General features: G+C 73.1%; 23 protein-coding genes and 1 pseudogene. 4 read left to right on the top strand and 20 right to left on the bottom strand.

Annotation, left to right across the window (positions count from 1 at the left end; genetic code table 11):
* Positions 1–95 precede the first annotated feature (95 nt).
* Positions 96–2,282, top strand: coding sequence for a discoidin domain-containing protein (locus EKG83_RS11070; RefSeq protein ID WP_033434493.1), 2,187 nt, complete (start codon positions 96–98; stop codon positions 2,280–2,282).
* Positions 2,283–2,331: 49 nt separating this feature from the next.
* Here the strand turns inward: EKG83_RS11070 and EKG83_RS11065 are convergent, their stop codons facing one another.
* On the bottom strand, positions 2,332–2,682 hold the full coding sequence (locus EKG83_RS11065; RefSeq protein WP_033434494.1) for a VOC family protein: 351 nt from the start codon (positions 2,680–2,682) through the stop codon (positions 2,332–2,334).
* Positions 2,683–2,778: 96 nt separating this feature from the next.
* Between EKG83_RS11065 and EKG83_RS48980 the strand changes: the two genes are divergently transcribed.
* Positions 2,779–3,567 (top strand): helix-turn-helix domain-containing protein, encoded by a 789-nt coding sequence (locus tag EKG83_RS48980; RefSeq protein WP_033434495.1) that lies wholly within the window; start codon positions 2,779–2,781, stop codon positions 3,565–3,567.
* 287 nt (positions 3,568–3,854) lie between these two features.
* On the opposite strand, the gene EKG83_RS11055 is transcribed toward EKG83_RS48980, so the two are convergent.
* The 18 genes and pseudogenes from EKG83_RS11055 to EKG83_RS10975 form a co-directional block, all read right to left on the bottom strand.
* Positions 3,855–4,775 (bottom strand): LysR family transcriptional regulator, encoded by a 921-nt coding sequence (locus tag EKG83_RS11055; protein ID WP_063741460.1) that lies wholly within the window; start codon positions 4,773–4,775, stop codon positions 3,855–3,857.
* A gap of 238 nt (positions 4,776–5,013) precedes the next feature.
* On the bottom strand, positions 5,014–5,271 hold the full coding sequence (locus EKG83_RS11050; protein WP_153278010.1) for a hypothetical protein: 258 nt from the start codon (positions 5,269–5,271) through the stop codon (positions 5,014–5,016).
* An 87-nt stretch (positions 5,272–5,358) separates the two neighbouring features.
* Complete coding sequence (locus tag EKG83_RS11045) at positions 5,359–5,598, bottom strand: transposase (RefSeq protein WP_033434528.1); 240 nt, start codon at positions 5,596–5,598, stop codon at positions 5,359–5,361.
* 67 nt (positions 5,599–5,665) lie between these two features.
* The gene (locus EKG83_RS11040; protein WP_033434497.1) at positions 5,666–6,691 is read right to left on the bottom strand and encodes a serine hydrolase domain-containing protein; all 1,026 of its coding nucleotides are present in this window, start codon (positions 6,689–6,691) and stop codon (positions 5,666–5,668) included.
* Positions 6,692–6,771: 80 nt separating this feature from the next.
* Positions 6,772–7,905, bottom strand: coding sequence for a DUF418 domain-containing protein (locus EKG83_RS11035; RefSeq protein ID WP_033434498.1), 1,134 nt, complete (start codon positions 7,903–7,905; stop codon positions 6,772–6,774).
* A 258-nt stretch (positions 7,906–8,163) separates the two neighbouring features.
* Complete coding sequence (locus EKG83_RS11030; protein ID WP_051766744.1) at positions 8,164–9,285, bottom strand: DUF6923 family protein; 1,122 nt, start codon at positions 9,283–9,285, stop codon at positions 8,164–8,166.
* Positions 9,282–10,043, bottom strand: coding sequence for a bestrophin-like domain (locus EKG83_RS11025; protein ID WP_033434499.1), 762 nt, complete (start codon positions 10,041–10,043; stop codon positions 9,282–9,284). Before EKG83_RS11025 ends, EKG83_RS11030 begins: the two co-directional genes overlap by 4 nt.
* A 415-nt stretch (positions 10,044–10,458) precedes the next feature.
* Positions 10,459–11,550 (bottom strand): hypothetical protein, encoded by a 1,092-nt coding sequence (locus EKG83_RS11020; RefSeq protein ID WP_033434500.1) that lies wholly within the window; start codon positions 11,548–11,550, stop codon positions 10,459–10,461.
* A complete protein-coding gene (locus EKG83_RS11015; RefSeq protein WP_051766745.1) occupies positions 11,547–11,867 on the bottom strand; it encodes a cupredoxin domain-containing protein in 321 nt (106 codons plus the stop codon). The genes EKG83_RS11020 and EKG83_RS11015 overlap by 4 nt, the downstream gene beginning before the upstream one ends.
* The gene (locus EKG83_RS11010) at positions 11,864–12,670 is read right to left on the bottom strand and encodes a hypothetical protein (protein WP_033434501.1); all 807 of its coding nucleotides are present in this window, start codon (positions 12,668–12,670) and stop codon (positions 11,864–11,866) included. Before EKG83_RS11010 ends, EKG83_RS11015 begins: the two co-directional genes overlap by 4 nt.
* Positions 12,667–13,713 carry a hypothetical protein gene (locus EKG83_RS11005; protein WP_033434502.1) on the bottom strand — a complete coding sequence of 349 codons (1,047 nt, stop codon included), beginning with the start codon at positions 13,711–13,713 and terminating at the stop codon, positions 12,667–12,669. Before EKG83_RS11005 ends, EKG83_RS11010 begins: the two co-directional genes overlap by 4 nt.
* A 79-nt stretch (positions 13,714–13,792) precedes the next feature.
* Complete coding sequence (locus EKG83_RS11000; RefSeq protein WP_033434503.1) at positions 13,793–14,434, bottom strand: response regulator; 642 nt, start codon at positions 14,432–14,434, stop codon at positions 13,793–13,795.
* The gene (locus tag EKG83_RS10995; RefSeq protein ID WP_153278009.1) at positions 14,422–15,954 is read right to left on the bottom strand and encodes a sensor histidine kinase; all 1,533 of its coding nucleotides are present in this window, start codon (positions 15,952–15,954) and stop codon (positions 14,422–14,424) included. The genes EKG83_RS11000 and EKG83_RS10995 overlap by 13 nt, the downstream gene beginning before the upstream one ends.
* A 189-nt stretch (positions 15,955–16,143) precedes the next feature.
* A complete protein-coding gene (locus tag EKG83_RS10990) occupies positions 16,144–18,303 on the bottom strand; it encodes an ATP-binding protein (protein WP_153278008.1) in 2,160 nt (719 codons plus the stop codon).
* Between the two features lie 132 nt (positions 18,304–18,435).
* Complete coding sequence (locus EKG83_RS10985; RefSeq protein WP_228122568.1) at positions 18,436–21,258, bottom strand: fibronectin type III domain-containing protein; 2,823 nt, start codon at positions 21,256–21,258, stop codon at positions 18,436–18,438.
* A gap of 342 nt (positions 21,259–21,600) precedes the next feature.
* Entirely contained in the window at positions 21,601–21,828 is a 228-nt protein-coding gene (locus EKG83_RS49380) for a proprotein convertase P-domain-containing protein (RefSeq protein WP_322746689.1), read from the bottom strand.
* A gap of 141 nt (positions 21,829–21,969) precedes the next feature.
* A pseudogene (locus EKG83_RS10980) lies at positions 21,970–22,779 on the bottom strand (S1 family peptidase); the annotation flags it as partial.
* A 232-nt stretch (positions 22,780–23,011) separates the two neighbouring features.
* Positions 23,012–23,866 carry a hypothetical protein gene (locus EKG83_RS10975; protein WP_228122567.1) on the bottom strand — a complete coding sequence of 285 codons (855 nt, stop codon included), beginning with the start codon at positions 23,864–23,866 and terminating at the stop codon, positions 23,012–23,014.
* Between the two features lie 410 nt (positions 23,867–24,276).
* Between EKG83_RS10975 and EKG83_RS10970 the strand changes: the two genes are divergently transcribed.
* Together EKG83_RS10970 and EKG83_RS47620 are read left to right on the top strand one after the other, a co-directional pair.
* Positions 24,277–24,792, top strand: a complete 516-nt coding sequence (locus EKG83_RS10970) for a TetR/AcrR family transcriptional regulator (RefSeq protein ID WP_228122566.1) — start codon at positions 24,277–24,279, stop codon at positions 24,790–24,792.
* A 136-nt stretch (positions 24,793–24,928) separates the two neighbouring features.
* Positions 24,929–25,153, top strand: a complete 225-nt coding sequence (locus tag EKG83_RS47620; protein ID WP_051766749.1) for an SRPBCC family protein — start codon at positions 24,929–24,931, stop codon at positions 25,151–25,153.
* Positions 25,154–25,272: 119 nt separating this feature from the next.
* On the opposite strand, the gene EKG83_RS10960 is transcribed toward EKG83_RS47620, so the two are convergent.
* Complete coding sequence (locus EKG83_RS10960) at positions 25,273–26,085, bottom strand: nitroreductase/quinone reductase family protein (protein WP_033434507.1); 813 nt, start codon at positions 26,083–26,085, stop codon at positions 25,273–25,275.
* Between the last annotated feature and the right edge of the window lie 915 nt (positions 26,086–27,000).

Below are 27,000 nucleotides of genomic sequence, written 5' to 3'. Positions count from 1 at the left end.
GCGTTACGCTCCGAGAGAGCGCTCTCTCAGCGCCTCCGGTGCCACGGAGGCACAGCTCCGGGCCTCTGCCGCCCCTTACCTCGTCAGGTAGGACCATGAGCTTCCCCCGTTTGCTGACCGCCGCGCTGGCCCTCGGCCTCGTCGCGGTCCTCAACCCTGCGACCCCTTCCGCGCAAGCCGCCGAGTGCGGCACGTCCAACGCCGCGCTGAACCGGCCCGCCACCGCGTCGTCCGCCGAGAACGCGGGCACGCCCGCCTCGGCCGCGGTCGACGGCAACACCGGCACCCGCTGGTCCAGCGCGTTCTCCGACCCGCAGTGGATCCAGGTCGACCTCGGCTCCACGCAACAGGTCTGCCGGGTGGCGCTGTCCTGGGAGGCGGCCTACGGGCGCGCGTTCCAGGTGCAGCTCTCCGACAACGCGTCCACCTGGAACACCGTCTACTCCACGACCACCGGCACCGGCGGCACGCAGACCCTCGCCGTGACGGGCTCGGGCCGCTACGTCCGCGTGTACGGCACCGCCCGCTCGACCGGTTACGGCTACTCCCTGTGGGAGCTGGCGGTCAACACCGAGTCGACCGGTGGGCCGACCATCCCGCCGACCGACCCGCGCAACCCCGACTTCGGGCCCAACGTGCTGGTGTACGGGCCGGGTTACGACCGGGCCGCGATGCAGAGCAGGCTCGACGCCATCTCGGCGCAGATGAAGACCAACCAGTTCGGCACCGAGCGCTACGCGGTGCTCTACAAGCCGGGCGTGTACGACGCCGACGTGAACCTGCGGTTCTACACGCAGGTCGCGGGCCTGGGCCTGCGCCCGGACGACGTGCGGCTCAACGGCCACGTGCGCGTCGAGGCGGACTGGCTCCAGCAGGGTGACAACCCGAACAACCTCGGCAACGCGACGCAGAACTTCTGGCGCCAGGCCGAGAACCTGTTCGTCAACCTGCCGGCCGGCCAGGTCGAGCGGTGGGCGGTGTCGCAGGCCGCGTCGTACCGGCGCATGCACCTCAGCGGCCAGGTGCAGCTGTGGAACGGCGGCGACGGCTGGGCGTCCGGCGGTCTCATCGTGGACAGCAAGATCGACGGCGTCACGGTCTCCGGTTCGCAGCAGCAGTTCCTGACCCGCAACAGCAACCTCGCGGGCGGCTGGAACGGCTCGGTGTGGAACATGGTGTTCGTCGGTTCGCCGGGTTCGCCCGCGCAGCACTTCCCGAACCCGTCGCACACCACGGTGGACACCACCCCGGTGGTGCGCGAGAAGCCGTTCCTGTACTTCGAGAACGGCGAGTACAAGGTGTTCGTCCCGGCGCTGCGGCAGAACTCGCGCGGCACCAGCTGGGAGTCCGGCGCGCCCGCCGGCCAGTCCATCTCGCTGGCGGACTTCTTCATCGTCAAGCCGGGCACGCCGGTGGCCACCACGAACGCCGCGCTGGCGCAGGGCAAGCACCTGCTGCTGACGCCGGGCGTGCACCGCCTGACCGACACCATCAACGTCACGCGCCCGAACACCGTCGTGCTCGGCCTGGGCCTGGCGACCCTGTCCCCCGACACCGGCAAGGCCGCCCTGGCCGTGTCCGATGTGGACGGCGTGAAGCTCGCGGGCTTCCTGGTGGACGCGGGCGTGCAGAACTCCCCCGTCCTGCTCCAGGTCGGCCCGACCGGCGCGGCCGCCTCGCACGCCGCCAACCCGACCTCGCTGCACGACGTGTACCTGCGCGTCGGCGGTTCCCAGGCGGGCAAGGCGACGGTGTCGCTGGAGATCAACAGCGACGACGTGATCGTCGACCACACCTGGGTGTGGCGCGCCGACCACGGCAGCGGCGTGGGCTGGAACGTCAACACCGGCCGCAACGGCGTGGTCGTCAACGGCGACAACGTCACCGCGTACGGGTTGTTCGTCGAGCACTACCAGCAGTACAACGTGCTGTGGAACGGCAACGGCGGCCGCACGTACTTCTTCCAGAACGAGCTGCCGTACGACCCGCCGAACCAGGCGTCGTGGATGAACGGCTCCTCCCCCGGCTGGGCCGGGTACAAGGTGGCCGACGGCGTGACCACCCACGAGGGCTGGGGCCTGGGCGTCTACTGCTTCAACCAGGCCAACCCGAACGTGGTCACCGCGAACGGGTTCGAGGTGCCCAACAGGTCCGGCGTGCGGATGCACGACCTGGTCACGGTGTCCCTCGGCGGCGTCGGCACGATCAACAACGTGATCAACGGCGTGGGCGGCGCGGCGAACCTGGCCACCCAGCAGCGGTACGTGGTCAACTACCCGTGACGTGAGGAGCGCGCCCCGCCGGGTCCGGGACCCGGCGGGGCGCGCTCGTTCACTCGGCCCGGGACAGGCAGAACAGGTGCCCCTCGGGGTCGGCGACGACCGTCCAGCCGTCCCCGCCCGGCTGGAAGTCGGGCTTCGACGCGCCCAGGGCGACCAGCTTCGCCACCGTCCCGTCCACGTCGAGCACCGCGAAGTCGACGTGGGCGTGCTTGCGGTCGTCGGGCCACCCGCCGCCCTGGTAGCCCTGGACGCGCTGGAACCCGAGGGACAGGCCGTCGCCGGCGCTCAGGGAGGCGTAGTCCTCGCCGGAGTCGACCACGGGCCAGCCGGTGGCCTCGTGGTAGAAGGCGGCCAGCCGGGTCGGGTCGGCACTGTCGAGGATCACGGAGGTCAAGCGCATTACTGGTCCTTTCGTGCTTCGGTGCCGCAAGCCTCGCGCGCGGCCGACCGGGCGGTCTTGAACTTTTTTGCCGTCCCCCGGCGTACGGTCGGAGGGGTGATCACCTCGGTTCCGCTGGCGGTGTCGGACGACTTCGAGGTCAGCGCGGTGACGTGCACGGAGGAGCACCACGAGGGGTGGGCCGAGCCCGAGACGTGCCCCTCGTACGTGCTGGTGCTCAACCGGCGGGGCCGGTTCCGGCGGCGGACGCGGCGGGGCGCGGACGACATCGAGCCCGGCACGGCGTACGTGGGCCTGCCCGACGAGCCGGTGGAGTTCGCCCACCCCGGTGGCGGGGGCGACCGGTGCACGTCGGTCAGGATGCGGCCCGACCTGTGGTTGTCGGTGTTCGGCGACCGGCGGCCCGCGCGGGAGACGTTCCACGTCGACGCGGCGGTCGCGCTGGCGCACCGCAGGCTGACCGGGCCGGACGTGGCGTTCGGCGTGGCGGAGTCGCTGGTCCGGCTGCTCGGTCAGCGGGTGGGCGCCCTGGTGCACCGCCCCCTGCCCGGCGAACCCGACCGGCGGGTGGTGGCCCGGGCCCGCGCGGCGGTGCTGGCGGACGCGCCGGAGGCGGTGGGGCTGGTGCCGCTGGCCGCGGCGCTGGAGGTGTCGCCGTACCGGTTGAGCCGGGCGTTCAGCCAGGAGGTCGGGGTGTCGCTGACCCGGTTCCGCAACCGGGTGCGGGTGAACCGGGTGGTGGACCGGTTGGAGGCGGGTGAGGAGGACCTGGCCGGGTTGGCGGTTGAGCTGGGGTTCGCCGATCAGGCCCACATGACGCGGACGGTGCGGCAGCACGTGGGGTACACGCCCACCTCCTTGCGGCGGCTGCTCGCGCGTCGTTGACGCTGGTCAGGGCTCGTTGGGTGGGGCTCGTTGGGTGGGGCTCGTTGGGTGGGACTCGCGGGCCGGGACTCGCCGGCCGGGACTCGCCGGCCGGAACTCGTCGGTCGGGGTGGACGGGGACGGACGACGAGGGGCAGCGGGCGGCAGTCAGTCGCACTCCGCCGACCACGCGAATCGCGGTTCCCGGCCTCGGGGCTGATCAGGATCGCGTGGCGCGGCACCCCCATGCCGGTCGAGGCGGTGAAGCACTCCGCCGGCGGGGCCGTGGGGGCGAGGTGCCGGACCTCTCACCCGCCCTGGACGTCCTGCGGGACCTCGCCGGCCAACCTCACCGCCGCCTCCACGAACGCCTCCACCACCTCGCTCCGGCTCTCCGGCACCCAGGCCACCGCGATGCGCAGCGGCTCGATGTCGACGATTGGCCTCCACGCCAGGTCCGGGTGGGCGTAGTACAGCGCCATCGACTCGGGGCCGATGCACACCGCCGCTCCCGTGGCGACGTGCTCCAGCATCTCCTCGACGTTGTCGTTCTCCGGTCCCCACACGGGTTCGCGGCCGTCCGGCCTGGGGTTGACCGCCCACCAGTCCACCCACTCCTTGGGCGCCTTGCGCGTCCACATCAGCGGCTCGTCGCCGAGGTCGGCTATGGACACCGACGGCCGTCCGGTCAGGCGGTGGTCGCGGGACAGGGCGACGTAGCGCTGCTCGGTCGCCACGACCCGGGAGCGCAGGCCGGTGGTGTCGGCGGGCAGCCAGACGAACGCCACGTCCACCAGGCCCTGGCGCAGGGCGTCGGGTTCGCCGCCCCAGTCGAAGCGCTTGGGCTCGACGGTGACCTCCGGTCGCTGCTCGGCGAACGTCGCCCTCGCCCTCCTGGCCACGCTGCCGCCGCCGGAGGCCACGAAGCCGACGCGCAGGACGTTCCGCTCGGCGGCGGCCGCGGAGCGGACCACGCGGGCCGTCTCGCGCCAGTCGTGCAGGACCCGGCGGGCCAGGGGGAGCATTTCGGCGCCGGCGCCGGTCAGGCGGATCTCGCGGCCGGTGCGCACGAACAGCTCCGTGCCCAGGTCCTCTTCGAGCTGCTTGATCTGCCTGCTCAGCGCGGGTTGGGACACGTACAGGTCGCGGGCCGCGGCGGTGAAGCTCAACCGTTCGGCCACGGCCACGAAGTAGCGCAGCACGCGCGTGTCCACGTCGAGGGGACTCATGGCCGAAGGGTATGGGTAGTGGGGAACCGCAGGACGGGTAATTCCCGGGGCCGGTGTGGTGGTGCCGGTGATGGCGTCGCCGCGGTCGGCCACTACCCGCACCCAGGATGACCGAGTGATGCCGCGGGCGCGGAGCAGGCTGCGGTACTTGTCCGGTCGTGGCCTCGGTCGGTGTAGAGCGGGTGAGGCCGGTGGCGCGGTGTGCCGAGCACGTCCCGGACCGGCGGGACGGTGTCGATCAGCGGGTCTGCTGGGTGGCGTCGTTGCGGTTGTCGTGGTCGGGGTGGCGCGGTGGGCGGGGTGGCGGTGGGCGGGACGCCCGTGGCGTCGGGGACCGGGTGGTGCCGAGGGCCGAGGTCGCGTCGGTCGAGCGGGGGCGGCCCGGTGTGGTCCCCCTTCGGGGGCGCGGGTGGGGCGAGTCGACCGGCGTGGCGGACAGGTCCGGCGGCCCGGCGGCGCGCGGCTCGGCGGGCAGCCGCTCGTGCACCGCTGTCACACCCCAGCCCCACGCCACCCGCGCAACCGCCGCCACCACATCGCGCCCCAGCCCCGCGCCACCCGCGCAGCCGCTCGGGCACCACCGTCACACCCCAGCCCCACGCCACCCGCGCAATCGCCGCCGCCACGTCGTGCCCGAGGTGCCGAACAGGGCGGTGGGCAGCCTGTTCCACCCGATGCCGGTGCGCACCGCGTACAGGATGCCCGCCAAGGCGGCCCGGTCGTCGGCACGCCCGCGGCCCGGGTGGCGGAAGCGCCTCGGACCCACTGGGATCAACGGCTCCGGACGAGCCCACGGCTCATCGGTCGAGACCTCCTCGCGCACGTGGCGATCTCGGAACGCATCGCTGCGCCGGAGAAGCCGGCACGTCGATTCACTGCGAACCGACCGGTCAGCAGAACACGTCGCTGAACAGGCCGATCACGGCTTCTGCCGGTACCTCGCCCGGCAGGGGGTTGTAGGACAGCACGGCCCTCCTCCCGTCGTCGGCGCGGACGGCGTAGGTGAGGTAGCCGATCAGTTCGCCGCCGTGGCCCCAGACCGATCGGCCGCAGGGCAGGTCGTAGCGCTGGAGGCCCAGGCCGTAGGCGAAGATCGAGCCGGTGGGGGTGGTGGTGCGCATGGCCGCCAGGGACTCGGCACTGGTCAGGTGGCCGCCCAGCAGGGCCTCCAGGAAGCGGTCGAGGTCGCTCGTGGTGGAGATCATCTCGCCCGCGGCCCAGTCCAGGGAGGGGTTCATCAGGGTGGCGTCGACCAGGCGGCCGTCCACCTCGGTGTAGCCGCGGGCGTGGGGGTGCGGGAGGGTGGGGCGGTTGCCGGGGAGGCTGGTGTGCTCCAGGCCCAGCGGTTCGATGATCCGGGTGGTGATCTCGGCGCCGTAGGGCCTGCCGGTGATCCGTTCGATGATGCGGCCGGCCACGACGTAGTTGGTGTTGGAGTAGCGCCAGCCCTGGCCCGGGTCGAAGTTCGACGGGTGGCTGAAGGCCGCGTCCAGCAGCTCCTGCGGCCGGTAGGAGCGGAACCTGGCGGTGCCGCGCCAGCGGTTGGTGGACCAGCCCTCGTCGTGGGCGTAGTCGTAGAGGCCGCTGGTGTGGTCCAGGACCTGGCGCACGGTGATCCGGTCGCCCTTCGGCACGCCGTCGACGTACCGCGCCACCGGGTCGTCCAGCGCCACGCGGCCCTCGTCCACCAGTTGCAGCACCACGGTGGCCACGAAGGTCTTGGTGACGCTGCCGATGCGGAAGTGCCCGTCCACGCGCGCCTCGCCGGCCGCGTGCGCCGTCGTGCCGGTGGCGTCGGTGACCCGCACGAGGGCCGCGGAGGCCCAGTGGTTGGCCACCCAGGAGTCGAGCTGGTCGGCCGGCGGGGTGCCGCCGGTGACCAGGGTCGTGGCCAGGAGCAGGGAGGTGATCTTCATGGGGATGACGCTACGGAGGGGGAACTCGGCGGACCATGTGGTGGACCGCCGAGTTCACTGGGGAAAACCTCAGGGGTGATCTAGCGGAAAACCTCACGTGGGCTTAGAAGTCGTTGTGGGGCCCGGTACAGCCGCTCCCACAGCGCCTCCACCGGGCCGCGGTCGAAGCGCCGCATCCACCACGACGCGCCCAGCAGCAGCACCGCCGAGACCACCAGCCACGTCCCGGCGGTGAACCACGCGCCCAGGTGCCCCCACCGCCGGGCCAGGCCCAGCCCCCACTGGTAGCAGAGCACCGACGCCAGGACGTTCTGGGCGATGTAGCAGCTCAGCGCCGACCGCCCGACCGCGGTGACGCCCCGGCGCAGCCACCCCGGTTCGGCGCGCATCCGCTCGACCAGCGCGGCGATCCCGCCGAGCAGGCCGAACGCGACCAGGGGCGCGCTGACGTACCGGTCGACGGCGAACCACGCCGGCCCGGCCAGGGTGGTCGCCAGGTTCAGCGGCACGCCCAGCCCGAGGCCCCACGCCGTCAACCGCCGCCGGAGCAGCCGGCCGCGGGCGGAGCCCTCCAGCGCGCCCGCCCCGAACAGCAGCGCGCCGGCCAGGAACAGCACCGTGCCCAGCGGCAGCACGAAGACGCCCTCGGCGCGGAAGGCCCAGAAGAACTCCAGGCGGTCCCGCACCTGCCCCGGCCAGGTGTCCGTGCCCGGCACGAACGTCGGGTCGCTCAACCGCGCCCGGCCGGCGAGCAGCCCGAGGGTGAGCAACCCGACGAACGACAGGTGCAGCACCCCGGCGCCGACCGCCCAGCCCAGCTGCACCCGGCGGCTCCGGCCGACCAGGAACGCCACCGGCACCGACACCAGCGCGTAGAACACGAGCACGTCGAACTCGAAGATCAGCACGTAGTGCAGCAGACCTTCCAGCAGCAGCAACGCCGACCGCCACAGGTACCACCCCGGCCAACGCCGGCCGCGCCGCACGGCCGACCGGTGCTGGATCGCCAGCCCGATGCCGAACATGATCGACAGCAGGCCGAGGAACTTGCCGTTGCTGAGCACGCGCAGCAGCGCGTCGCCCGTGCTCCCCGGGTCCGCCATGAACCCCGCCGGCCCGCCGGGGTGCGTGAACACCCACGCGTTCATGCCCAGCGTGCCGAGGATCGCCACCCCGCGCAGCACGTCCAGTGCCGCGATCCGTCCTCCACCCATGCCCGGAAACGTAGGGCGGTGAACGCCCCGGCCACGTCCTTCGACGGTACTCGCGCGGGTCCTACCTTCGGAGGAGTGCCGGCGGGTCGGCGGCGCAGGCGGAAGCGGATGCCCCCAGTCCGTCGGGGGGCGCGTCCGTCCACGTCGGACAGGTCCGCCGCGGCACGCGCCGGCTCCTGCGCGCGGGGTCACCGAGCGCGCGTTCCAGGACCGCCGGCACGACGTCGTGGGGCAGGCGGCCGGGTGTGCGCGGGGGCGTCAGCGCCGCCGGGCGGACTGCCGGGCCAGCGCGCCCGCACCGAGGATCAGCAGGATCGCCGCCATGCTCCAGCGGCGCTGGTCGCGCACGTTGTGGCGCACCTCCGCCGCCTGGGACGCGTTCTTCCGCTCGGGCAGGTTGAAATCCCCGGGCGGCGGTGGCGGCGTCTGCTGCTGGGGCGGCGCGGGCTCGGAGCCGGGTGGCGGCTCGGGGGTCGGCGGGACCGGCTCGTTCGGCTGGTTCGGTGGCGGCGCGGGCGGCGGCACGCGCGGCGGGACGACGGGCTGGGCCCCCGGTGGCGGGGTGGTCGTGGTCGGCTGCGGCGGGGTGGGCTGCGGCGGGGTCGGCTGGGGCGGGGTGGGCGTCGGGGTCGGCTGCGGCGGCTCGACCACGGGCGGCGCGGCCAGGCAGCCCGACGAGTCGGTGGTGTTCAGGCCGGGGCGCACGGAGATCTCGGTGACCGCGCCCGAGCCGTCCAGCGCCACCCGGTAGAGCACGCTGCGGCCGTCGTGGCGGTTGTTCGTCACGTAGAGGGAACCGTCGCCGCTCAGCGTCACCGCGCCGTAGCCGCTGCCGCCCGGCAGCCTGCCCGTGCCCGGCACCCGGTTCACCCGGCCGGTGGTCGGGTCGACCGTCACCACGGTGGCGCCCTGGCCGTGCGTGGTCACCCCGTACAGCAGGCCGTCGGCGGCGTTGAGGTCGAAGTCGTCCACGGCCAGGCCCTCGGCGGGCGGCCACAGCGACGCCTCGTGCGAGATGCGCCCGTAGTCGGCGCTGCCCGGGTCGATGCCCACCGAGTACAGCCACGGGCCGACGCGCACCACCAGCCGCTCGCCCACCACGGCGCCGGCCACCGCGTGCCGCAGCAGGTGCACCGGCGGGGACGGGGTGCCGACCAGCCGGCCCGAGCGGTCGAGCGCGACCAGCCTGCCGTCGTCGTCCACGCCGTAGACCAGGTTCTGGGCGTGGGAGTAGCCGATGGCGTTGAGCCGCCGGTCCAGCGTGCCCAGGGGGGTGGCCGAACCGGCGGGGTACTGCACCTGGAACACGGACGAGGGCCCGTGCGCCCCCGCCTCCACCTGGATGGCGGTGCAGGCGGCGAGCGCCAGGAACTCGATCATCCGAACCGCTCTATGGCCGCCTCGAACGCGTCCGGCGAGACGTCGGCGCCGCCGCCGAACGGGTTCTGCAGCTGGTAGGTGGCGAACAGCAGCAGGGTGATGGTCGCGGCCAGGGTCGCCACGATGACCACGTGCGTGCGGATCAGCGGGCCGCCGAACAGCAGCGCCAGGACGATCGACAGCACGCTGCCCGCGATGAGCACGAACCACACGACCGTGCTGATCGCGCCGCCCGCCGCGTCCAGCCGCTCCTGCCGGGCCTCGTAGACCTCCCACAGCTGGTCGCTGGCCTCGGTCTTGCGGTCGACCTGCCACTCGCCGTCCGCGGGCGCCTGGGCCACCAGGCGGCGCAGCTCGTCGAGCTGGTCCCAGCCGGTGGCGGTGGGGAAGTCCGCGCCCGCCCGCATGGCGGGCCACTCGTCGTCGATCACCGTGGTCGCGTAGGCGCGGGAGAGCCGCCGGACCTCGTCGCCGGTCTCGGCGGACAGCGCGTCGCTGGCCCACGTCGCCGCGACCAGGCTGTCCGCCTCGCGGTAGGCCGCTTCACCCGCCTGGGTGACGGCGTCGAACAGGGCGATGAGCACGAACGCGACCAGGACCGCCTGCAGGCCCGCCACGATCGTGAAGACCTGCCCGGCGGCCTCGTTGTTGTCGGGCCTGCCGCCCTCGTCGCCGTACCTGCGGATCAGGTAGGCCAGCAGCGCGGCGACCACGGCCGCGCCACCCACCCACAGCAGACCTGTGAGGTAGATGCTCATTTCGGCCCTCTCGCACCGCAGGACGAATTCCACAGATCCGCAAATTTCACATTTTGAAACGTAGTGATCGCCCGTCAGCGGGAACAAGCTCATTCATCCGTGTGCCCAGGAAAGCTAAACGGACAGGTGACAGCGCTTCACCGCAACGGGTTACAGACCTGCCCGGGACCGCCGGAGTGCGGTCCCGCAGGCCCGACGGGGCTACCCGGTTGGCCCAGCCGTGGTGGCGCGGGCACGACCGACAGTTGCCGAGCACTGCCCGATTCGGTGGTCCCGCGTTCACCCACCGGTTCGTGGGCGCGTTTCGTCCACCGGTCAGGGCCTCGACGCGGATCACCGGGTCCCGCCTTTTTCCGAATCACCGGTTCGTGTCGTCTCGCGCAGCACCGGTCCGCGTGGTCACGCCGACCGGTGCTCACGCGGCGAACAGCAGGGCCAGTCCCCCGGACGTGTACCCGACCATCAGCACCAGCAGCGGCACCTGGCCGGTCAGGTGCCGCTGCGGCGGCAGCAGGCGCAGCGCGCGGTCGTGCGCCGCGACCACGCCGAGCAGGTGCCCCGCCAGCACCGCGCCCACCTGCACCGACGCCACCAGCAGGGGCGCGGCGGGCGCGTCGTCCGGCACGAAGCCGGTCGCGCCGACCAGCAGCGCCACCGCCCGCTGGCCCTCCACGGCCAGCAGCGAGTAGTAGTGCGCCACCACGTACCCCGCCACGATCGGCACGAGCGAGTGCGCCAACCGCCCGCCGAACGCCCGGCAGGCCAGCAGGTAGGTGCCCGCCACCAGCAGCACCGCCCCGAGCAGGCCCAGCGCGTCGGGCACGCCGAGCCGCTCCCAGCTCGGCGCCGACCCGAGGCCGTCGAACGCGGTGGACCCGAGCAGCACCGCCACCACGGCCACCAGGCCGGGCCGCACGGGCGTGGCGACGAGCCGCCGGAACGGGTTGCCGCGCAGCGGGGACAGCCGCCCCAGCAGGGTGGAGAACACCTCGAACCCGTCGGCCCGCTCGAACCACGTCGACCCGAACACCACGCCGCCCGCCACGCCGACCGCGGCGTGGGCCACCAGGAACCACGGCAACGCGTCCGGCTCGACCAGCTCGACCCAGGTGAACGCGAACAGGCCCACCGCGGCGGGCCAGTGCCCGAGCCGCTCGGGGTAGGCGCGCCCGAGGGAGAACCGGGTGGCCAGGCGCAGCGGGTTGAGCACCCGCCACACCGGGCCGACCAGCACCGACAGCACCGGCACGCCCACCCACAGCAGCACGAACACCAGGTGCGGCCACGCCGCCGCGGGCACCAGCAGCAGGCCGACCGCCACCGCCGCCCGCACCGGCCACCGGTCCCGGCCCTCCTCGTCCGGGACCGCCGAGAACCGGGGCTCCGTCCACAGCAGCCCCAGCGCCAGGAACGACGCCAGCAGCGCCACCGCCGCGCCCTGGAGCACCAGGTCCAGCGGCAGCGGCAGGTCGTGCCGCGCGCCGACGCCGTGCGCCAGCGCGGTCACCGCACCACCAGCTGGACCAGCAGGGTGTCCGGGTGGGCCTCGACGTCGAAGGTGCCGGTCCGGTCGGCGGTGAACCGCAGCTCGGCGGGCTTGCCGTCCTCGGCCCGGCCCAGCACGTCGAACCCGTGCACGTGCACCTCCACCGGCTCCCGGCTGGTGACGGTCAGCTCCACGGCCTGCCCGCGCACCGCCTCGACCCGCCGCGGCGACGCCTCGTCGACCGACAGCCGGAGCACGAGCGGCCCGGCGGGCGCCTCGGCGGGCGCGGCGGAGCAGCCGGCGACGGCGAGCAGGACGAGCAGGAGGACGCGGATCACCGGGGGACTTCCCTTCTCATGCGGTTGAACCCGCCCGCGGCCAGGCCGAGGCCGCCGCCGAGCGTCAGGGCCACGAGCAGCCGGTCCAGGTCGGCCGGACCGGCGAACGGCAGCTGCGAGAACCGGAAGCTGTCGAAGTCGGGGACGCCCGCCACCACCAGCATCGCGCCCACCACGGCCGCCACGAACGCGGCGGCGGGCCTGCGCCGGGCGGCGGCGACCAGCGCGACCACCGCCAGCGGCCACGCCACCAGGCCCACCCCGCTCGCGCCCAGCAGCAGCGGCACGAACGACCCGCCGGTCACCGCGAGCGTCGAGCCCACCGCGTGCCAGGCGTGCGCCGCGGTCACCGCGACCACGCCCGCGGCCAGCGGCAGCGGGCCGCGGCCCAGGAACCAGCCGCCGACCGCGAGCGCGGCCGTGAGCAGCAGCCACCACAGCGGGTTCGGGCCCGGTTCGGTGTCGACCCGGCCGCGGACCACCGACGTGCCCGCACCCGGCGTGCCCGGTCCCGACGCGCTCAGCGGGATCTCCCACTCCGGCGCGGTGGTGCGCTCGTCGCGGTAGCGGAGGGTCTCCCCGGGCCCGACCTCGCGGTCGCCCACGCGCAGCGGCGCCGGGCCGCCGTTGTGGACCTCCAGCTGCGTGCCGTGGTTGACCATGCGGGCCGTGACGCCGGGCAGCGGCGGGTCGACCGCGGTCACCCGGCTCAGGTGGTCCTGCGGCACGAGGCCGCCCGCGTGCGCGTGGGCCGGGCCGGCGGTGGTGAGCAGCAGGAGCAGGGTCAGCAGGAGGGCCCTCACCGGCGGGCGGTCGGGACGAGCACCACCGCCAGCAGCAGGCCGTGCAGCGCGGCCATCACCGGGGCGCCGGTCCACATCTCGGTCACGCCGGGCATCCGGCCCTGGACGACGCCGGCCACCGCGAAGTACAGCACCCAGGTCACCAGCGGCGCGGCGGCGGCGAACAGCCGGTACTCGCGCACCCGCTCCTCCGACGGGCGCAGCACCGCCAGCAGCACGTCGATGACGACGGCCGCGGCCAGGAACGAGAAGGCCGTGCTGAGGTTCCCGTAGTTGGCGACCGCGGTGCTGAGCAGCATCACCACGAACGTCAGCAGGGTCGCGGTGCCGAACGGCAGCCGGAACCGGCGCACCGCCAGCAGCAGCGGCACCAGCAGGACCAGGTTGGTGACCATGATCGAGGCGGCGAGCCGCCCCGCCCGCGCCGAACCGCCCTCGCCCTTGTCGAAGGTGAACGCCGAGACGATGCCGTTGGGGCCGTAGACCGTGGCATCGGCGTACTGCGCGAACAGCAGCACCAGCGACGTGGCGAACGCCAGCGACAGCGCGGCGGGCAGGAACCCGACCAGCGTCGGCGCGATCACGGCGCGGTTGCCCCACGCGGTGCGCAGCGGCGTGGTCACGATCATGATCATCGAGGTGATCAGGCCCAGGTGGGTCGGGCTGAACAGGATGTCGATGCCCTGCTCGATGCCGATGAACGTGTGCCACAGGTAGTCGCCGAACCCGCAGACGGCGAAGATCGGCAGCGCGACCACCGCCGGCCCGTACCCCACCGGCACGGCGGCCAGGCCGCGCGCGCCCGCCTGGTAGTTGCGCCACACCACCCAGCAGATCCAGGCGCCGGTCGCGGCGAAGCCCGAGTAGAACACCGCGTGCCACGGCGTGAAGAACGTCTCCAGCTCCGGGACGTTCGAGTGGGCCCACGCGTCGAGGAACAGGCCGATGGAGAACCACGTGCCCAGCAGCACGGTGACCAGGTCCGTGCGGTACCCGGCCCGCGGCCGCTCCACCCCGGTTTCTTGCCGCCCCAGTTGCAACATGGGACCAGCCTGTCGGAGCCGGGGCGAACGGCGTAACCGTGCCACCCCCACCCCGTGGTGCGGTTAACCGCACCACCGCTCAGGCGTTGAGGTAGCGCAGCACGGCGAGCACGCGCCGGTGGTCGTGCGGGCTGGCCGACAGGTCGAGCTTGGTGAAGATGCTGGTGCAGTGCTTCTCCACGGTCCGCTCGGTGATGAACAGCCGCTGCGCGATGGCCTGGTTGGTGCGGCCCTCCGCCATCAGCGCGAGCACCGCCCGCTCCCGGTCGGTCAGCCGGCCGTCGCTGTCGTCGCGCCGCCGCACCAGCAGCCTGCTCACCACCGCCGGGTCGAACGCCGAGCCGCCCTCGCCGACCCGGCGGACCGCCCCGGTGAACTCGGCCAGGTCGGACACCCGGTCCTTGAGCAAATAGCCCACCCCGTCCGCGCCCGCGTCCAGCAGCTCCGCCGCGTAGCTGACCCGCACGTACTGGGACAGCACGAGCACCCCGGTCGCCGGGTACCGCCGGCGCAGCTCCACCGCCGCGCGCAGGCCCTCGTCGGTGTGCGTCGGCGGCATCCGGATGTCCACGATGGCCACGTCCGGCCGGTGCTCGGCCACGGCCGCCAGCAGCGCCGGCGCGTCCTCCACCGCCGCGGGCACCTCGAAGCCCGCCTCGGCGAGGAGCCTGGTGAGCCCCTCGCGCAGCAGCGTCGAGTCCTCCGCGATCACGACCCGCACGGCAGCACCACCCGCACGCTCGTCCCGCCCGCCGTGCTGACCACCCGCATCGTCCCCCCGTTCGCCTCCACCCGGTCGGACAGGCCGCGCAGGCCCGAGCCGTCCTCCGGGTCCGCTCCCCCGCGGCCGTCGTCCTCCACCGCCACCAGCAGCTGCCCGCCGCCGCCGGTGATGGACACCCTCGTGCGCGACGCCTCGGCGTGCTTGGCCACGTTCGCCAGCGCCTCGGCCACCACGTAGTAGGCCGTGGTCTCCACCTGCGGCGGCACCTCGGCCGGCAGGTCCAGCTCCAGCTCCACCCGCGGCTCGGCCAGCGCGGTCAGCTCGCGCACCGCGCCGTGCAGGCCCCGCTCGGTCAGCACCGGCGGGTGGATGCCGTGGCACATCGCGCGCACCTCGTCGATGCTCTGCAGCACCGCCTGCTTGGCCTCGGCGGCCAGTGCCCGGCCGCGCTCGGGCGGCACGGTCTCGGCCAGCCCCAGCGTCATCGCCACGCTCAGCAGCCGCTGCTGCACGCCGTCGTGCAGGTCGCGCTCCACCCGCCGCCGCTCGACCTCCGCGGCCCGCAGCACCCGGCCGCGCGACTCGGCGAGCTGCCGCACCTTGGCGCGCAGCTCGGCGGTGAGCCGCTCGTTCTCCAGCGCCAGGCCGACCGCGGCGCACGCGGCGTCCACCAGCTCCAGGTCCAGCCCCGGGTCGTGCAGCACCACGGCCACCGGCGAACCGCCCCGGGCCACCCTGGTGTGCGCGGGGTCCGGGGCCACCGGGCTGCCGTCGGCGTCGACGTACCGCTCCTGGTCGGCCACCCAGTAGGCGACGCGCAGGCTCGGGTCGCGCAGCGTGGCGGCCAGCGCCTCCTGCACGCCGGCGCGGCGCGGGTCGCCGCTGAGCCGCACCACCAGGTCGGCCACGCCGCCGCGGTCCATCCGCCGGCGCAGCAGCCCCACCAGGTAGGCGAACGGGATGCCGCCGAGCGCGAGCATCAGCACCACCACGGGCGGGTCGAGGCCCGCGCGCTCCATCGGCTCCCACCCGACGAACACCACCACCGCCACCGCGCTCGCGCCGAGCATCGCGGTGAGCGTGCGGCGCTGGGCCACGCTGCTGATCGTCCAGCGGTGCGCCTGGAGCGCCAGCATGCCCAGCCCGACGGTGGCGGTCATCGCCGTCTCCCAGCGGAGCAGCTCGACGGCCAGGGGCGGCCGGACCGCCGGGTAGGCCGCCGCGGTCAGCACCAGGGCCTCGGCGTACCCGGCGGTCACCACGAACCGCCGCAGCGGGGTCAGCAGCCGGCCGGTCGGGAAGGCCACCACGGCGTGCCCCAGCACGGCGGGCCACGCCTTGGCGGCCAGCAGCAGCGGGAACGTCCGGTCGTCCACCACCGTGGAGTCGAGCACCCAGCCCACGCCGATCAGGACGAGCAGGACACCCATCCGGTTGCGCGGCTGCACGCGGCGGCTGACCACGCCGGCGATCACGTAGACGGTCCCCACCGCGAAGATCGCGGGTTCCAGGAGCATGGTGCCCAAGGTAGCGGTGGGGCGGTGGACGAGCGGGGGAACTCGGTACCGCGGTCCGGGCGGTGGGATGGCGGTCGGGGCGGCGGCGGGGGTCGGGGCGGCAGGGTTGGGGTGGCGGGGTCGGGGCGGCGGGGTCGGGGCGGCAGGGTCGGGGCGGCAGGGTCGGGGCGGCAGGGTGTCGGAGCGCCCTCAGCGCCGGGTGCGGGCCAGCCGGGCGCGCACCCGCTCCGCCTCCGGCGCGTCCAGCTCGGAGAACAGCGCCAGCGCCTCCTCCCAGTGCTCGACCGCTCCGGGGAGGTCGAGCCGGTGGAGCACCACCGCCAACCGGTCGTGGGCCATCCCGCGGTAGTAGGGCGACGCCATCCCGGCTGCCGTGGTCAGGGCGGCCCGGGCGTTGCGCAGCGCCGCCCCGTGCTCACCGACTTCGAGCAGGAGCAGGGCGAGGTCCGCGCGGCACCTCGTCTCGCCGCACCGATCGCCCAGCTCGCGGTAGAGCCGCAGCGCCCGCCGGAGCGACCGCTCCGCGTCGGCGTGCCGGGCGGCCTCCCACCGGGACAGCCCGGAGTTGTGGTGGGCGTTCGCCTCGGCCCACCTCGCTCCGGCCGCGCGGCTCAACCTGATCGCCTCGCGGTAGTGGGCCTCGGCTTCCCCGTTGCGCCCCAGGGCCTGCAACGCGTCCGCCGTGGTGCCGACGGCGCGGGCCCGCTGCTCCGGGTCGCCCGTGGTCCGGGCGACCTCCAGCGCTTCGCGCAACGACGACAGGGCCTGCTCGGGTCGCCCGCCCTGCTGGAGGGCGACACCGCGGTTGAACAGCATGGCGAAACGACCGTCGTCGTCGCCGAGCCGGGTCGCCGCCGCCAGCCCGGCTTCGGTGACGCCCAGCAAGGTCTCGTGGTCCGCGCGCAGCCAGAAGTAGCGCGACAACCGGTACGGCAACTGCCAGGCGTGCACCAGCAGGCCCTGCGCGGACGCGAGTTCGGCGGCGGCGACCAGGTTCGCGCGCTCGGTGGTGAACCACTCCGACGCGTCCGCCGCGGCGGACAGCGCGGGCGCGGATCGCGGGCGGCGCCCGGGCGTGACGGGCGGGCCGCTCCGGGCCGTCGGCAGCAGCGCGTCGGCGAGGTCCGCGCAGTGCAGGTAGTAGTCGAGCACCCGGGTGGTCGCGGAACGGCGCTCGGCCTCGCCGTCCACGCCGAGGACCAGTTCGGCCGCGTAGGCGCGGAGCAGGTCGTGCGACGAGAAGCGGTCGGGTGACCGCTCGGCCACCAGGTGCGCCCGGCAGAGCTCCCGGAGCACCGGGCGGACCTCGTGCACCGGGACGTCCGCGAGGCAGGCCGCCGCGTGGACCTGGAGGTCGGGGCCGGGGTGCAGCCCGAGCAGGCGGAACAGCCTGGCCGCGCCGGGGGCGAGCCGGCGGTAGGACCAGGAGAACACCGCCCGGACGCTGGTGGCGTCGTCCCCGCCGTCCAAGCCGTCCAGCCGGGTCTGCTCATCGGCCAGTTCCCCGACGACGGCGCGGAGGGGGAAGTCCGGGTTGTCGAGGGCGCGGGCCGACGCGATCGACAGCGCCAGGGGCAGTCCGGAGCACCGGTCGACCAGCTCGTCGACCGCGCGGGGTTCGCGGGCGACCCGCTCGGCGCCGAGGTGCCGGGTCAGCAGCTCCCTCGACTCGGCGTCGGTCAGGGCGTCGAGTTCCACCCGACCCGCGCCGTTGGCGACCACGAGACCCGCCAGGTGGTACCGGCTCGTCACCAGGACCACCGACGACGAGCCACCGGGCAGCAGCGGCGCGACCTGCGCCGCGTCCGCCGCGTTGTCCAGGACCACCAGCAGCCGCCTGCCCGCGGTCAGGGTCCGGTACAACCCGACCCGGGCGTCCGGCTCGGCCGGGATTTCGGAGGAGGGCACTCCGAGGGCGTGCAGGAAACCGCACACCACCGCGGTCGGGGACAGCGGTTCCCCCGACGGGTCGAACCCGCGGAGGTCCGCGAACAACTGGCCGTCGGGGAAGCGGTCCAGGTGCCGGTGGGCCCAGTGGAGGGTGAGCCACGTCTTGCCCATCCCGCCCGCTCCCCCGATCACCGAGACGACCGCGGTGCCGCCCGGTCGGTCCAGCGCTCCGGTGAGGAGGTCCAGTTCGCGCCGCCGACCGGTGAACGAAGCCGGTGGGGAGGGCAATTGGCGTGGGGAGGGGGTGCCCCGGGGACCGGGTGTGGCGGCCACCGGCGTCCAGTGGTGGTGGATTCCGCCGGTGACCGTCTCCGCTTGCAGCACCACCCCGTGCACCACGCCGTCCACGGCGTTGGTCGGGTGAGGGTGACGGGGAGGACGACCGGTGTCGCGTGCCACTGCCCCATCATGCCCGCGGCAGGCGGTGGTGGGAGGTGCACGTGAACGGCCCCGTCGCCGGGAGACGGGCGACGGGGCCGTTGTGGGCCGTCCGTCAGGTCTGGTGCGGTTGGTCCTCGGTGTGCGCTGGTCTCACCGGCCGCGGTGCCCGGGGTGCGGGGCCTTCACCGCGCGGGTGCGCGGTGCCAGCTTGACCTCGATGGTGTTGCCCGGGCCGGCGGTCAGGCCGCTGATCAGGCCGTTGAGCGGGCCGCAGCCGGTGAGGGCGGGCAGGGTGTAGGTGCCGGTGAGGGTGCCGCCGGCGAGCGGGTCGAAGCCGGGGCGCGAGTCCAGCGGGATCTGCGCCGGGGTCTTGGTCCGGCAGTTCGGGCTGGTGCTGACCGGGATGCCGAGCACGGTGACGCGCGGCAGCTTGACGGTCACGTTCGCGGTCGCCTTCAGCGCGCCGTTGGCCAGCGTGCCGGTGGTCTTGCCGGCCTGGACGAACTCGATGTTCGCCCGCACCGGCACGAACCCGAACGCCTTGAAGCGGCCCGAGGTCGGGTCGAGCACCAGGTCGGCCTGGAACGCGCCGCTGGTCAGGTCCAGCTTCGCGTCGATGCCGCCCTTGAGCGCGACCGTGCCGTTGGCGGCCTTGATGCCGGTGCTGCCGTCGAGCTTGTAGCCGTAGTCGACGGTGGGCGGGTTCTGCTCGGCCTTGGTGCGGACCTTGAGCGCGGCGCTCGCACCGGAGACGTTGCCGGCGGCGTCCTTCGCCCGGACGGTGAACGTGTACTCGGTGTCCGCGGTCAGGCCGTTGACGGTGGCGGTGGTGCCGGTCGCGGTGGCCACCGGCGTGGTGCCGTTGAGGACCTCGTAGCCGACCACGCCGACGTTGTCGGTGGCGGCGTCCCAGGCCAGCTCGACGCTGTCCTTGGTCTGGGCCGGCGAGCGCAGGTTGTCCGGCGCGCTGGGTGCGCTGGTGTCGGGTGCCTGCCGGGTGCGGGCGATGACCGTGTTGCTCGACTGGGAGGTGTTGCCGGCGGCGTCCTTCGCCCGGACGGTGAACGTGTACTCGGTGTCGGGGGTCAGGCCGTCGACCGTGGCCTCCGCGCCTTGGACGGTCTTGGCCACGGTGGCGCCGTTGTAGACGTCGTAGCCGACCACGCCGACGTTGTCGGTCGAGGCGGTCCAGGACAGCGTGACGCTGGACTGCGTGACGCCGGTGGCGGTGAGGTCGGTCGGCGCGGACGGGCCCTCGGTGTCGGGGGTGGCGGGCGTGCGGACGGTGACCGCGTTGCTCGCCTCGGAGGTGTTGCCCGCGGCGTCCTTCGCGCGGACGGTGAAGGTGTACTCGGTGTCGGGGGTCAGGTTGTCGACGGTGGCGGTGGTGCCGGTCGCGGTGGCGACCGCCGTGGTGCCGTTGAGGACCTCGTAGCCGGTGACGCCGACGTTGTCGCTCGCCGCCGCCCACGCCAGGGAGACGCTGGTCGGCGTCGCGCCGGTGGCGGCCAGGTCGCCCGGCGCGGTCGGCGCGCTGGTGTCCGGCGCGGCCTTGGTGCGGGCGGTGACGGCGTTGCTCGCCTGGGAGGTGTTGCCCGCGGCGTCCTTCGCGCGGACCGTGAAGGTGTACTCGGTGTCGGCGGCCAGGCCGTCCACCGTGGTCGACGTGCCCTCGACGGACTTGATCAGGGTGGCGCCGTTGTAGACGTCGTAGCCGGTGACGCCGACGTTGTCGGTGGCGGCGGTCCAGGACAGCGGCACGCTGCCCTGGGTCGGCTCGCCCGCGGTCAGGCCGGCCGGGGCCGTCGGGGCCTCGGTGTCCCGGGCGGCGACGACGGTGAAGGTGTGCAGGACGGTGCGCTGGCCCGCGGTGGGCGTGCAGTCCGCGACGAACGTGCCCAGGCCGGTGGGCGTGCCGTCGGCACGCAGCGGGGTCATGGTCAGCACCAGGTCGTGCACGGACAGGGTCGCCGTGCCCGGCTGGTCGAACCGCAGCGCGGGCGCGGTGCCCGAGGCGTTGATGACCAGGTCGTTGCCGACCGGCGGGATCGGCTGGTTCGGCACGGTGTTCTCCACCGCCACGGCCTGGTGGCCCTGCGGCGCGGAGACCAGCGAGGTGGCCACCGCCTTGCCCTGGATGGTCTCGGCGCCCACCAGCCGCAGGCCCTGGGTCGAGGTCGGGCCGGCGTTGGACACCGCGGCGATCCGGATCGGCGGGGTGAACTCGCCGACCGCGACCTCGTCGGGCAGGTCGTCGGTGTCGATGTCGACGACGACGTTCTGGTTGCCGATCAGCGGGAGCGGGCAGGTGTAGGTCTGGCGCAGCGGGGGCGTCTGGCCCACGCCGCTCGGGGTTTCCGGAGCCACCTCGGGCCCGGTCACCTGGTAGGTCTGCAGCACGGTGCCCTGGCCGGCCGCCGGGGTGCAGTCGGCGACGAACGTGCCCAGGTCGGTCGGCGTGCCGTCGGCCCGCAGCGGGGTCATGGTGAGCACCAGGTCGGTCACCTCGACGGTGGCCGTGCCCGGCTCGTCGAAGCGCAGGCCCGGCGCGGCACCGGTGGCGTTGACCACCAGGTCGTTGCCGACCGCCGGGATCGGCTGGTTCGGGACGTCGCTGACCACGTGCACGGTCAGCCGGCCCTGGTCGCCGGGCGCGGTCACGGTCGAGGTGGCGCGGGCGGAGCCCTGGATGGTCTCCGCGCCGACCAGCCGCAGGCCCTGGGTGGCCGTGGCGCCCGCGTTGGACACCGCGGTGATGTCGATCTTCGGGGTGAACGTGCCCGTGGTGATCGTGGCCGGCTGCGTCGTCTTGATGTTGACCGTGACGTTCTGGTCGCCGATCAGCGGGAACGGGCAGGTGTAGTTCTGGGTCAGGTCGCCCTGTGCGGCGGCCGCGGTACCCGCGCCGACCACGAGGCCGGCCACCACCGCGGTTATCGCGGCGAGCGCTGTGGCTTGTCTGGTTGATCTCACGGCAACGTCCTCTCTGACGCCGAGCGCACGCGAAAAAAGGGGCGGTTGTGGTGTGAATCGCGAAGTGCGCTGCAGAGGGGAAATTAACCACGCCCCAACAGGGGCGCAAGGGCGTGCGGAAACTTGTCATGCCGGGATAGTTGCACCGGGGTTGACCTGCACGAACAAGCCAAATGTGGCTGTTTGTCACGTGGCGCACAAAGTTGCTTGCGGGTTTTGCGATCGCGGTTACAGGTTTGGGCGGAAAAAGACCGACCGGCCAGGGTTGGGCCCTGGCCGGTCGGTGGGTGTGGAGCAGGTCGGTCGATGTGGAGCCGGACGGTGGGTGTGGGGCCGGACGGCTCAGAAGGTCAGCTTCCAGGAGTCGATGTAGCCGGTGTCCTCGCGGTAGACGTCCTGGACCTTGAGCCGCCAGGTGCCGTTGGCGACCTCGGAGGAGGCGTTGACGGTGTAGGTGGTGTTCACGTCCGGGGTGCTGGAGCTGCTGGAGTTCTTCAGGCGGTAGGTCGAGCCGTCCGGGGCGACCAGGTCGATCACCACGTCGCCGCTCCAGCTGTGCTTGATGGCCACGCCGACGGCCAGGGCGGACGGGGCGTTGCCGCTCACGCCGCTGACGGTCACGTTGCTGTAGACGGCCGCGCCCGCGTCCGGGATGGCGACGTCGGCGGTGTTCTCGAAGACCTTGCCGGTGGGCGGGTTGGGCGTGCCGCCGAGGTCGGCCGCCGCCTGCTTGATGGCCGCGGCGAAGGTGCTGACCTCGGTGTAGACGCCGGGGTTGTCCGGCCGGGCGCAGCCGTTGCCGTGGCTGACGATGCCGACCTGCACCCACGCGCCGCTGCCGTCGCGGCGGAACATCGGGCCGCCGGAGTCGCCCTGGCAGGTGTCGACGCCGCCGGCGGCCAGGTTGCCCGCGCACAGCTCGGCGGACGGGATCAGGTCCGCGTAGTACGGGTCCGCGTTCTTGCAGGTGGTGTCGTCGATGTAGTCGACCTGGGCCTTGAGCAGGTAGCGGGACTGCGAGCCGTTCTCGCGGGTCGCGCCCCAGCCGGCCACGGTGAACACGCCCGTGTTGTAGGCGTTGGTGGTGGCGATCGGGAGCAGGGAGGCGCCGGTGATCGGGCTCGCCAGCTTGATGATCGCCCAGTCGCCGCCGGTGGCCGTGTCGTAGGTGGGCGAGCGGTGGACGTAGGTCGAGGTGCGGGTGGTGCGCGAGGTGTCCTGGAGGTCCGCCACGCCGTAGGTGGCGGTGATGGAGGTGTTGTTGCCGGTGCGGCTGACGCAGTGCGCGGCGGTCAGCACCAGCTGCTCGGTCAGCATCGAGCCGCCGCAGCCCATGGACAGGCGGACCATCCAGGGGAACTCGCCCTTGGCGGCCTGGGTGCCGCCGACGACCATGGGCGAGACGCCGCCCGGGTCGGGCTGCGGCGGTGCGGCGGCGGCCTGGCCGGTCAGGGCGGCCAGGGTGGCGGCGATGCCCGTGGCCAGGGCGATCGCCTTCTTGGTCGTGTTGCGCACGGTGATCCTTCCCGCGCCCGGCCTTCGGTGGTGCTCGCAGGGTGGCCGGGCGTCGAGATCGCAGGGTGTTGTCCGGATCGCAGGTGTGGTCCGGATCGCGAGGTGTTCTGACCGGCCCCTCTGCCGGTGCGATCATCGTGCGTGGCGGGTGGGCTGCCCACAATCCGACTTTCGACGGGAGTTCCGCCTGGCCGTCGGGGTTGGCTGTCGGGGTTGACCGTTAGGTCTGACTGTGGGGCTACTGGATGGTCGAGCCGCGCACCAGGGGGGCGGCCGCGCCCAGGAAGAAGATGCCCTTGAAGCCGGGGGTCTCGAAGCCGGCGCTGGGGTTGCGGCGCAGGGTGGAGCCCTCGATGCTCATCGTGCCCGTGCGGTCGTTGCTGACGAAGAACACCGCGCCGCCGCCCTCGTTGGCGTGGTTGTCCTCGACGAGGCTGCCGGCGATGCGCACGCCGAACGCGTTGCCGTCGGCGTAGATGGCGCCGCCGCTGCCGCCGCCCGGGGTGCCCTCGCGGGCCGGGTTCGCGCCCCGGCCGGTGGCGGAGTTGTTGCGCAGGACGCTGTTGAGCACCACCCAGGAGACGCCGATGCTGCTCAGGGCGCCGCCGTTGGCGCAGGTGCCGCCGTCGAAGGTGCTGTCGACCACGTGCACCGGGAGGCCCTGGTGCTGGCTGAGCACGCGCACCGCGCCGCCGCCCAGGTCCGGGCCGTCCTGGTCGCACCTGTTGCGCAGGAAGGTGGAGTTGACCACCTTGAGGCGGCCGCCGCGCACGAGCACGGCGCCACCGCCGCCGCCCTCGGTGCGGTCGCCGGTCGAGTTGCCGTCGGTGAGGGTGATGTTCTGGATGGTCAGGCGGGGGTGGTCCTGGTCCTGGCAGCGCGAGGTGGTGATGCCCTGGGCCCGGTCGCAGGTGTTCTGGTAGAGGATGCGGCGTTGGCCGGCGCCGCTGAGGGTCACCAGGCCGCCGCCGTCCAGGACCACCTCGCGGGCGGAGTCGTTGCGGACCTTGGCGGTCGCGGTCATCGTGATGGTGACCGGGTTCGGGCCGCAGTCGAAGGTGATGACCCCGCCGGCGGCTACCGCTTCCACCACGGCTTGGGAGGTGCAGGTGGTGGGGGTGCCGTTGCCTATGACGCGGGTCGGGGGTGCGGTGCTGGCGGCTGCTTCCGGGGGGATCGGGGCGTTGCCGTCGGGGTTGCCGGCTTTGGGTGGGGTTGGGCGGGTGGTGGGTGCGGTGGTGGTGGGTGCCGCTGTTGCTGTCGTGGGGTCGGCCAGGGAGGCCAGGGCGGGGAGTGGGGTGTTCTCCCTTGGCTCGCCGCAGGCCGGGAGGGCCAGCAGGACTGCCAGGACCGCGACTGATCGGCCACGCGCCATGTGGCGACCCTAGACCCGGGGGCAAGGGGGGCGTACTTGACAGGGGTGGGTGTGAGTGGTTGGTTACACTTATGGCTGGAGCTACCGGTGAGCGTCGGCTCTCCACTGCCGAGGAACGTCGTGACACGGTGCTGCGGACTGCCCTGGGGGCGTTCGCGGCTCGTGGTTATTACGGCACCACCACCGGTGAGGTCGCCAAGTCGGCGGGGATCTCGCAGGCTTACGTGTACCGGTTGTTCCCGGACAAGGAGGCGTTGTTCGTCGCGGTGGTGGAGCACTGCTTCGCCCGGATCCGGGAGAGCCTGGCCGACGGGGTGGCCGCGGCTCGGAGCAGTGCGCCGGAGGCGGTGCTCGACGCGATGGGCGAGGCGTACGCCCGGTTGATCTCGGAGGAGCGTTCGCTGCTGTCGGTCCAGATGCACGCCCAGTGCGCGGCGTTGTCGGAGCCCGCCGTGCGCGAGGTGGTGCAGCGGGGGTACGCGCGGGGGTTGGAGTACGTGCGCGGGGTGTCCGGGGGTAGCGAGGCGCAGGTGCAGGAGTTCTTCTCCCGGGGGATGTTGTGCCACCTCGTGGTGGCGGTCGACGCGGATTCGGTTGACGCGCCCTGGGCTCGGACGTTGGCGGCCGGGATTCGCCACTACTGAGTCGGCGGGGGCGGGCTCGGGGTGGGCCGGTGGTGGACTCGGGGTGGGTCGGCGATGGGTCGGCGGTGGGTTTGGCGGGCGTTTTTGTGAGTGATTGACCAGTCTTTTGGGGGCGGGCTGTGGAGATCGATCGGCCGTGCTGGGCGGGGAGTTCGAGGTGGGGGCGGCGTTTTCCTGGGAGACGCACGGGTTGAGCGTTACGTCCGCGGTGTACGAGGTTGAGCCGTTGTGGCGGACTTGTTGGGGTGGGGCGGCCCAGGAGATCGAGCAGGTGCACGTGTGGACGTTCTCGGAGACCGGGAGCGGGTCGGTGGTGGTCACCACCGAGGAGTCTGTCGAAGGGGTGCCCCGGTTGACGTGATCGTCCTGTGTGGAGGGTGCGGGTTTGGGTGGGCGGACCCGGCCCTTGGAGACCGGGCCCGTTGTCGGCGGTAGACGTTCGAACCCCTCGTGTCGGACGTCGTGTTCGCTGCTGTTGCTCTAGGCGTCCAAGAAGGGGATCAGGTTTTCCTCCTCGTAGGTCAGGTGTGCTTCCAGGGCGGTGATCAGGCGGTCCACCTCGGTGTGGAGGGTTGCCGGGTTGTTCTGGGCCAGGACCTGCTGGAGGTCGGCCAGGAGGGCGGAGATGCTCTCGTGCTCCTGGTGGAGGCGGTCGAGGGTCGGGGTCAGTTCGGGGAACCTGTTCCGGAGGTGGGGGAAGGTGCCCGAGTCCTCGGCGGTGTGGTGGATGCGGAGACCTTGGCAGGCGGTCAGGCAGTTGATCTTGAGTTGGGCGGTCAGGGTCGGGCCCGAGGTGGTCACCTCGCGGCGGATCGTTTGGAGTTCTCGGCGGAAGGCGTCGTGGACCAGCTTGAGGGCGGCGCCCCAGGTGGGGGCGTTGGGCGGGGCGGCGGAGACCTGTTCCAGGGCGACGATGGGGATTCGCCTGGTGGTCTTGGCCTGGTAGGCGGCCCAGGCCGGTTCGGCTTCCACCGCCCTGGCCCAGACCTTGTCGCGTTCCGGGGTGGGGAGGATGGTCGCCTTGGCGTCGTAGGTGAAGACGCCGTCTTCCACCTGGACGATGGGGTTGGCTTTGAGGTTGTGGTACCAGGCCGGGTGGTTCGGGGAGCCGCCGGCCGAGGCGATGACGAGGATGCGGGTTTCGTCGGGGAGGTAGCCGACGGGGGTGGTGTGGCGGTTGCCGGTTTTGGCGCCGGTGGTGGTGAGGAGGATCAGGCGGCCTCCTTCGAACGGGCCCCCTACTCGGCCGGCGTTGGCTCGGAACTCGTCGATCACTTGTTGGTTGAAGTTCATGGCTGCTTTCCGGGGCTGTTTTTGGGCATGGTTGGGTGGCCGCGGGTGTGCGGCTTTTTGGGCGCGCTTGATTGAGGTCTTGGCGCTTTGGCGCTGTGGCGCTGTGGGGCGTTGGGGCGCGGGCGCGTGAGGGCGTTAGCGCACGAGGCGATGTCACGCTGGCGCGTGCACGCTCGTTAGGTACAGGTTTGTGCGTGCAGGCTTGTGCGTGCAGCTTGCGGGTTCAGCTTGTGCGCGCGTTGAAGCGCGTGGGAACCCGTGAGAGGCCCTGAAGTGGGCGAAGGTGTAGCGGAACGGCGGGCTGCGAGCCCGCCCGGTGGTCACGCCGTAGCCGGGTGACTCTCTCGTGCTTGGCACATGGCCGACCCGGCAGTCACGGGCTGAGCTTATCCGGGAATGGCGGGAGTGGCAATCTCTTGGCGCACAGCGGTCAGTTCACGGGCGGGCGCTCGCCGCTGGGCAGGCCGCCGGGGGGAAAAGCGGGCTCGTGCCCTCCCGCATGGCCTGCCGGAGGCAACCACCCTTGTCAAGGGCCCCGCGAAAAGCGTGCGGGACCCTTGACAAGCGCGGTAGGGCTGCGCCCAGGCCATACGGGAGACCACGAGCAACCCCCCAGTGAACAAACACGCCACTCCCGTATGTGGTCACGCTCCCACCGGCGAGTCATGCATTGAAGCCGGGCGAGTCATGCGCTTGGGTCGCGCGAGTCATGCGTTGGGCCCGGGCGAGTCATGCGTTCAAGCCCGGCGAGTCATGCGTTCAGACCGCGCGAGTCGAACCTTCAGGCCCGTCGTGTCGAACGTTCCGGACCCCCGAGTTCTACGTTCAGGACCGGTGTGTCCTCCGGTCGGACACCGCGTGTCCTCCGGTCCGGCACCGTGTGTCGACCGGTCGGGCATCGTGAAGTGGGTGTGG

The organism is Saccharothrix syringae (assembly GCF_009498035.1).
Taxonomy (GTDB): domain Bacteria; phylum Actinomycetota; class Actinomycetes; order Mycobacteriales; family Pseudonocardiaceae; genus Actinosynnema; species Actinosynnema syringae.
The sequence above is the reverse complement of the archived record's forward strand: the minus strand, read 5'-3'. Positions and strand labels throughout refer to the sequence as shown.

Coding starts and splice junctions, on each gene's coding strand:
- EKG83_RS11030 (WP_051766744.1), bottom strand. CDS start 9,285: ATGATCGAGTTCCTGGCGCTCGCCGCCTGCACCGCCATCCAGGTGGAG.
- EKG83_RS11035 (WP_033434498.1), bottom strand. CDS start 7,905: ATGGGTGGAGGACGGATCGCGGCACTGGACGTGCTGCGCGGGGTGGCG.
- EKG83_RS11005 (WP_033434502.1), bottom strand. CDS start 13,713: ATGTTGCAACTGGGGCGGCAAGAAACCGGGGTGGAGCGGCCGCGGGCC.
- EKG83_RS10960 (WP_033434507.1), bottom strand. CDS start 26,085: ATGAACTTCAACCAACAAGTGATCGACGAGTTCCGAGCCAACGCCGGC.
- EKG83_RS11025 (WP_033434499.1), bottom strand. CDS start 10,043: ATGAGCATCTACCTCACAGGTCTGCTGTGGGTGGGTGGCGCGGCCGTG.
- EKG83_RS10995 (WP_153278009.1), bottom strand. CDS start 15,954: ATGCTCCTGGAACCCGCGATCTTCGCGGTGGGGACCGTCTACGTGATC.
- EKG83_RS11055 (WP_063741460.1), bottom strand. CDS start 4,775: ATGAGTCCCCTCGACGTGGACACGCGCGTGCTGCGCTACTTCGTGGCC.
- EKG83_RS11065 (WP_033434494.1), bottom strand. CDS start 2,682: ATGCGCTTGACCTCCGTGATCCTCGACAGTGCCGACCCGACCCGGCTG.
- EKG83_RS11040 (WP_033434497.1), bottom strand. CDS start 6,691: ATGAAGATCACCTCCCTGCTCCTGGCCACGACCCTGGTCACCGGCGGC.
- EKG83_RS11070 (WP_033434493.1), top strand. CDS start 96: ATGAGCTTCCCCCGTTTGCTGACCGCCGCGCTGGCCCTCGGCCTCGTC.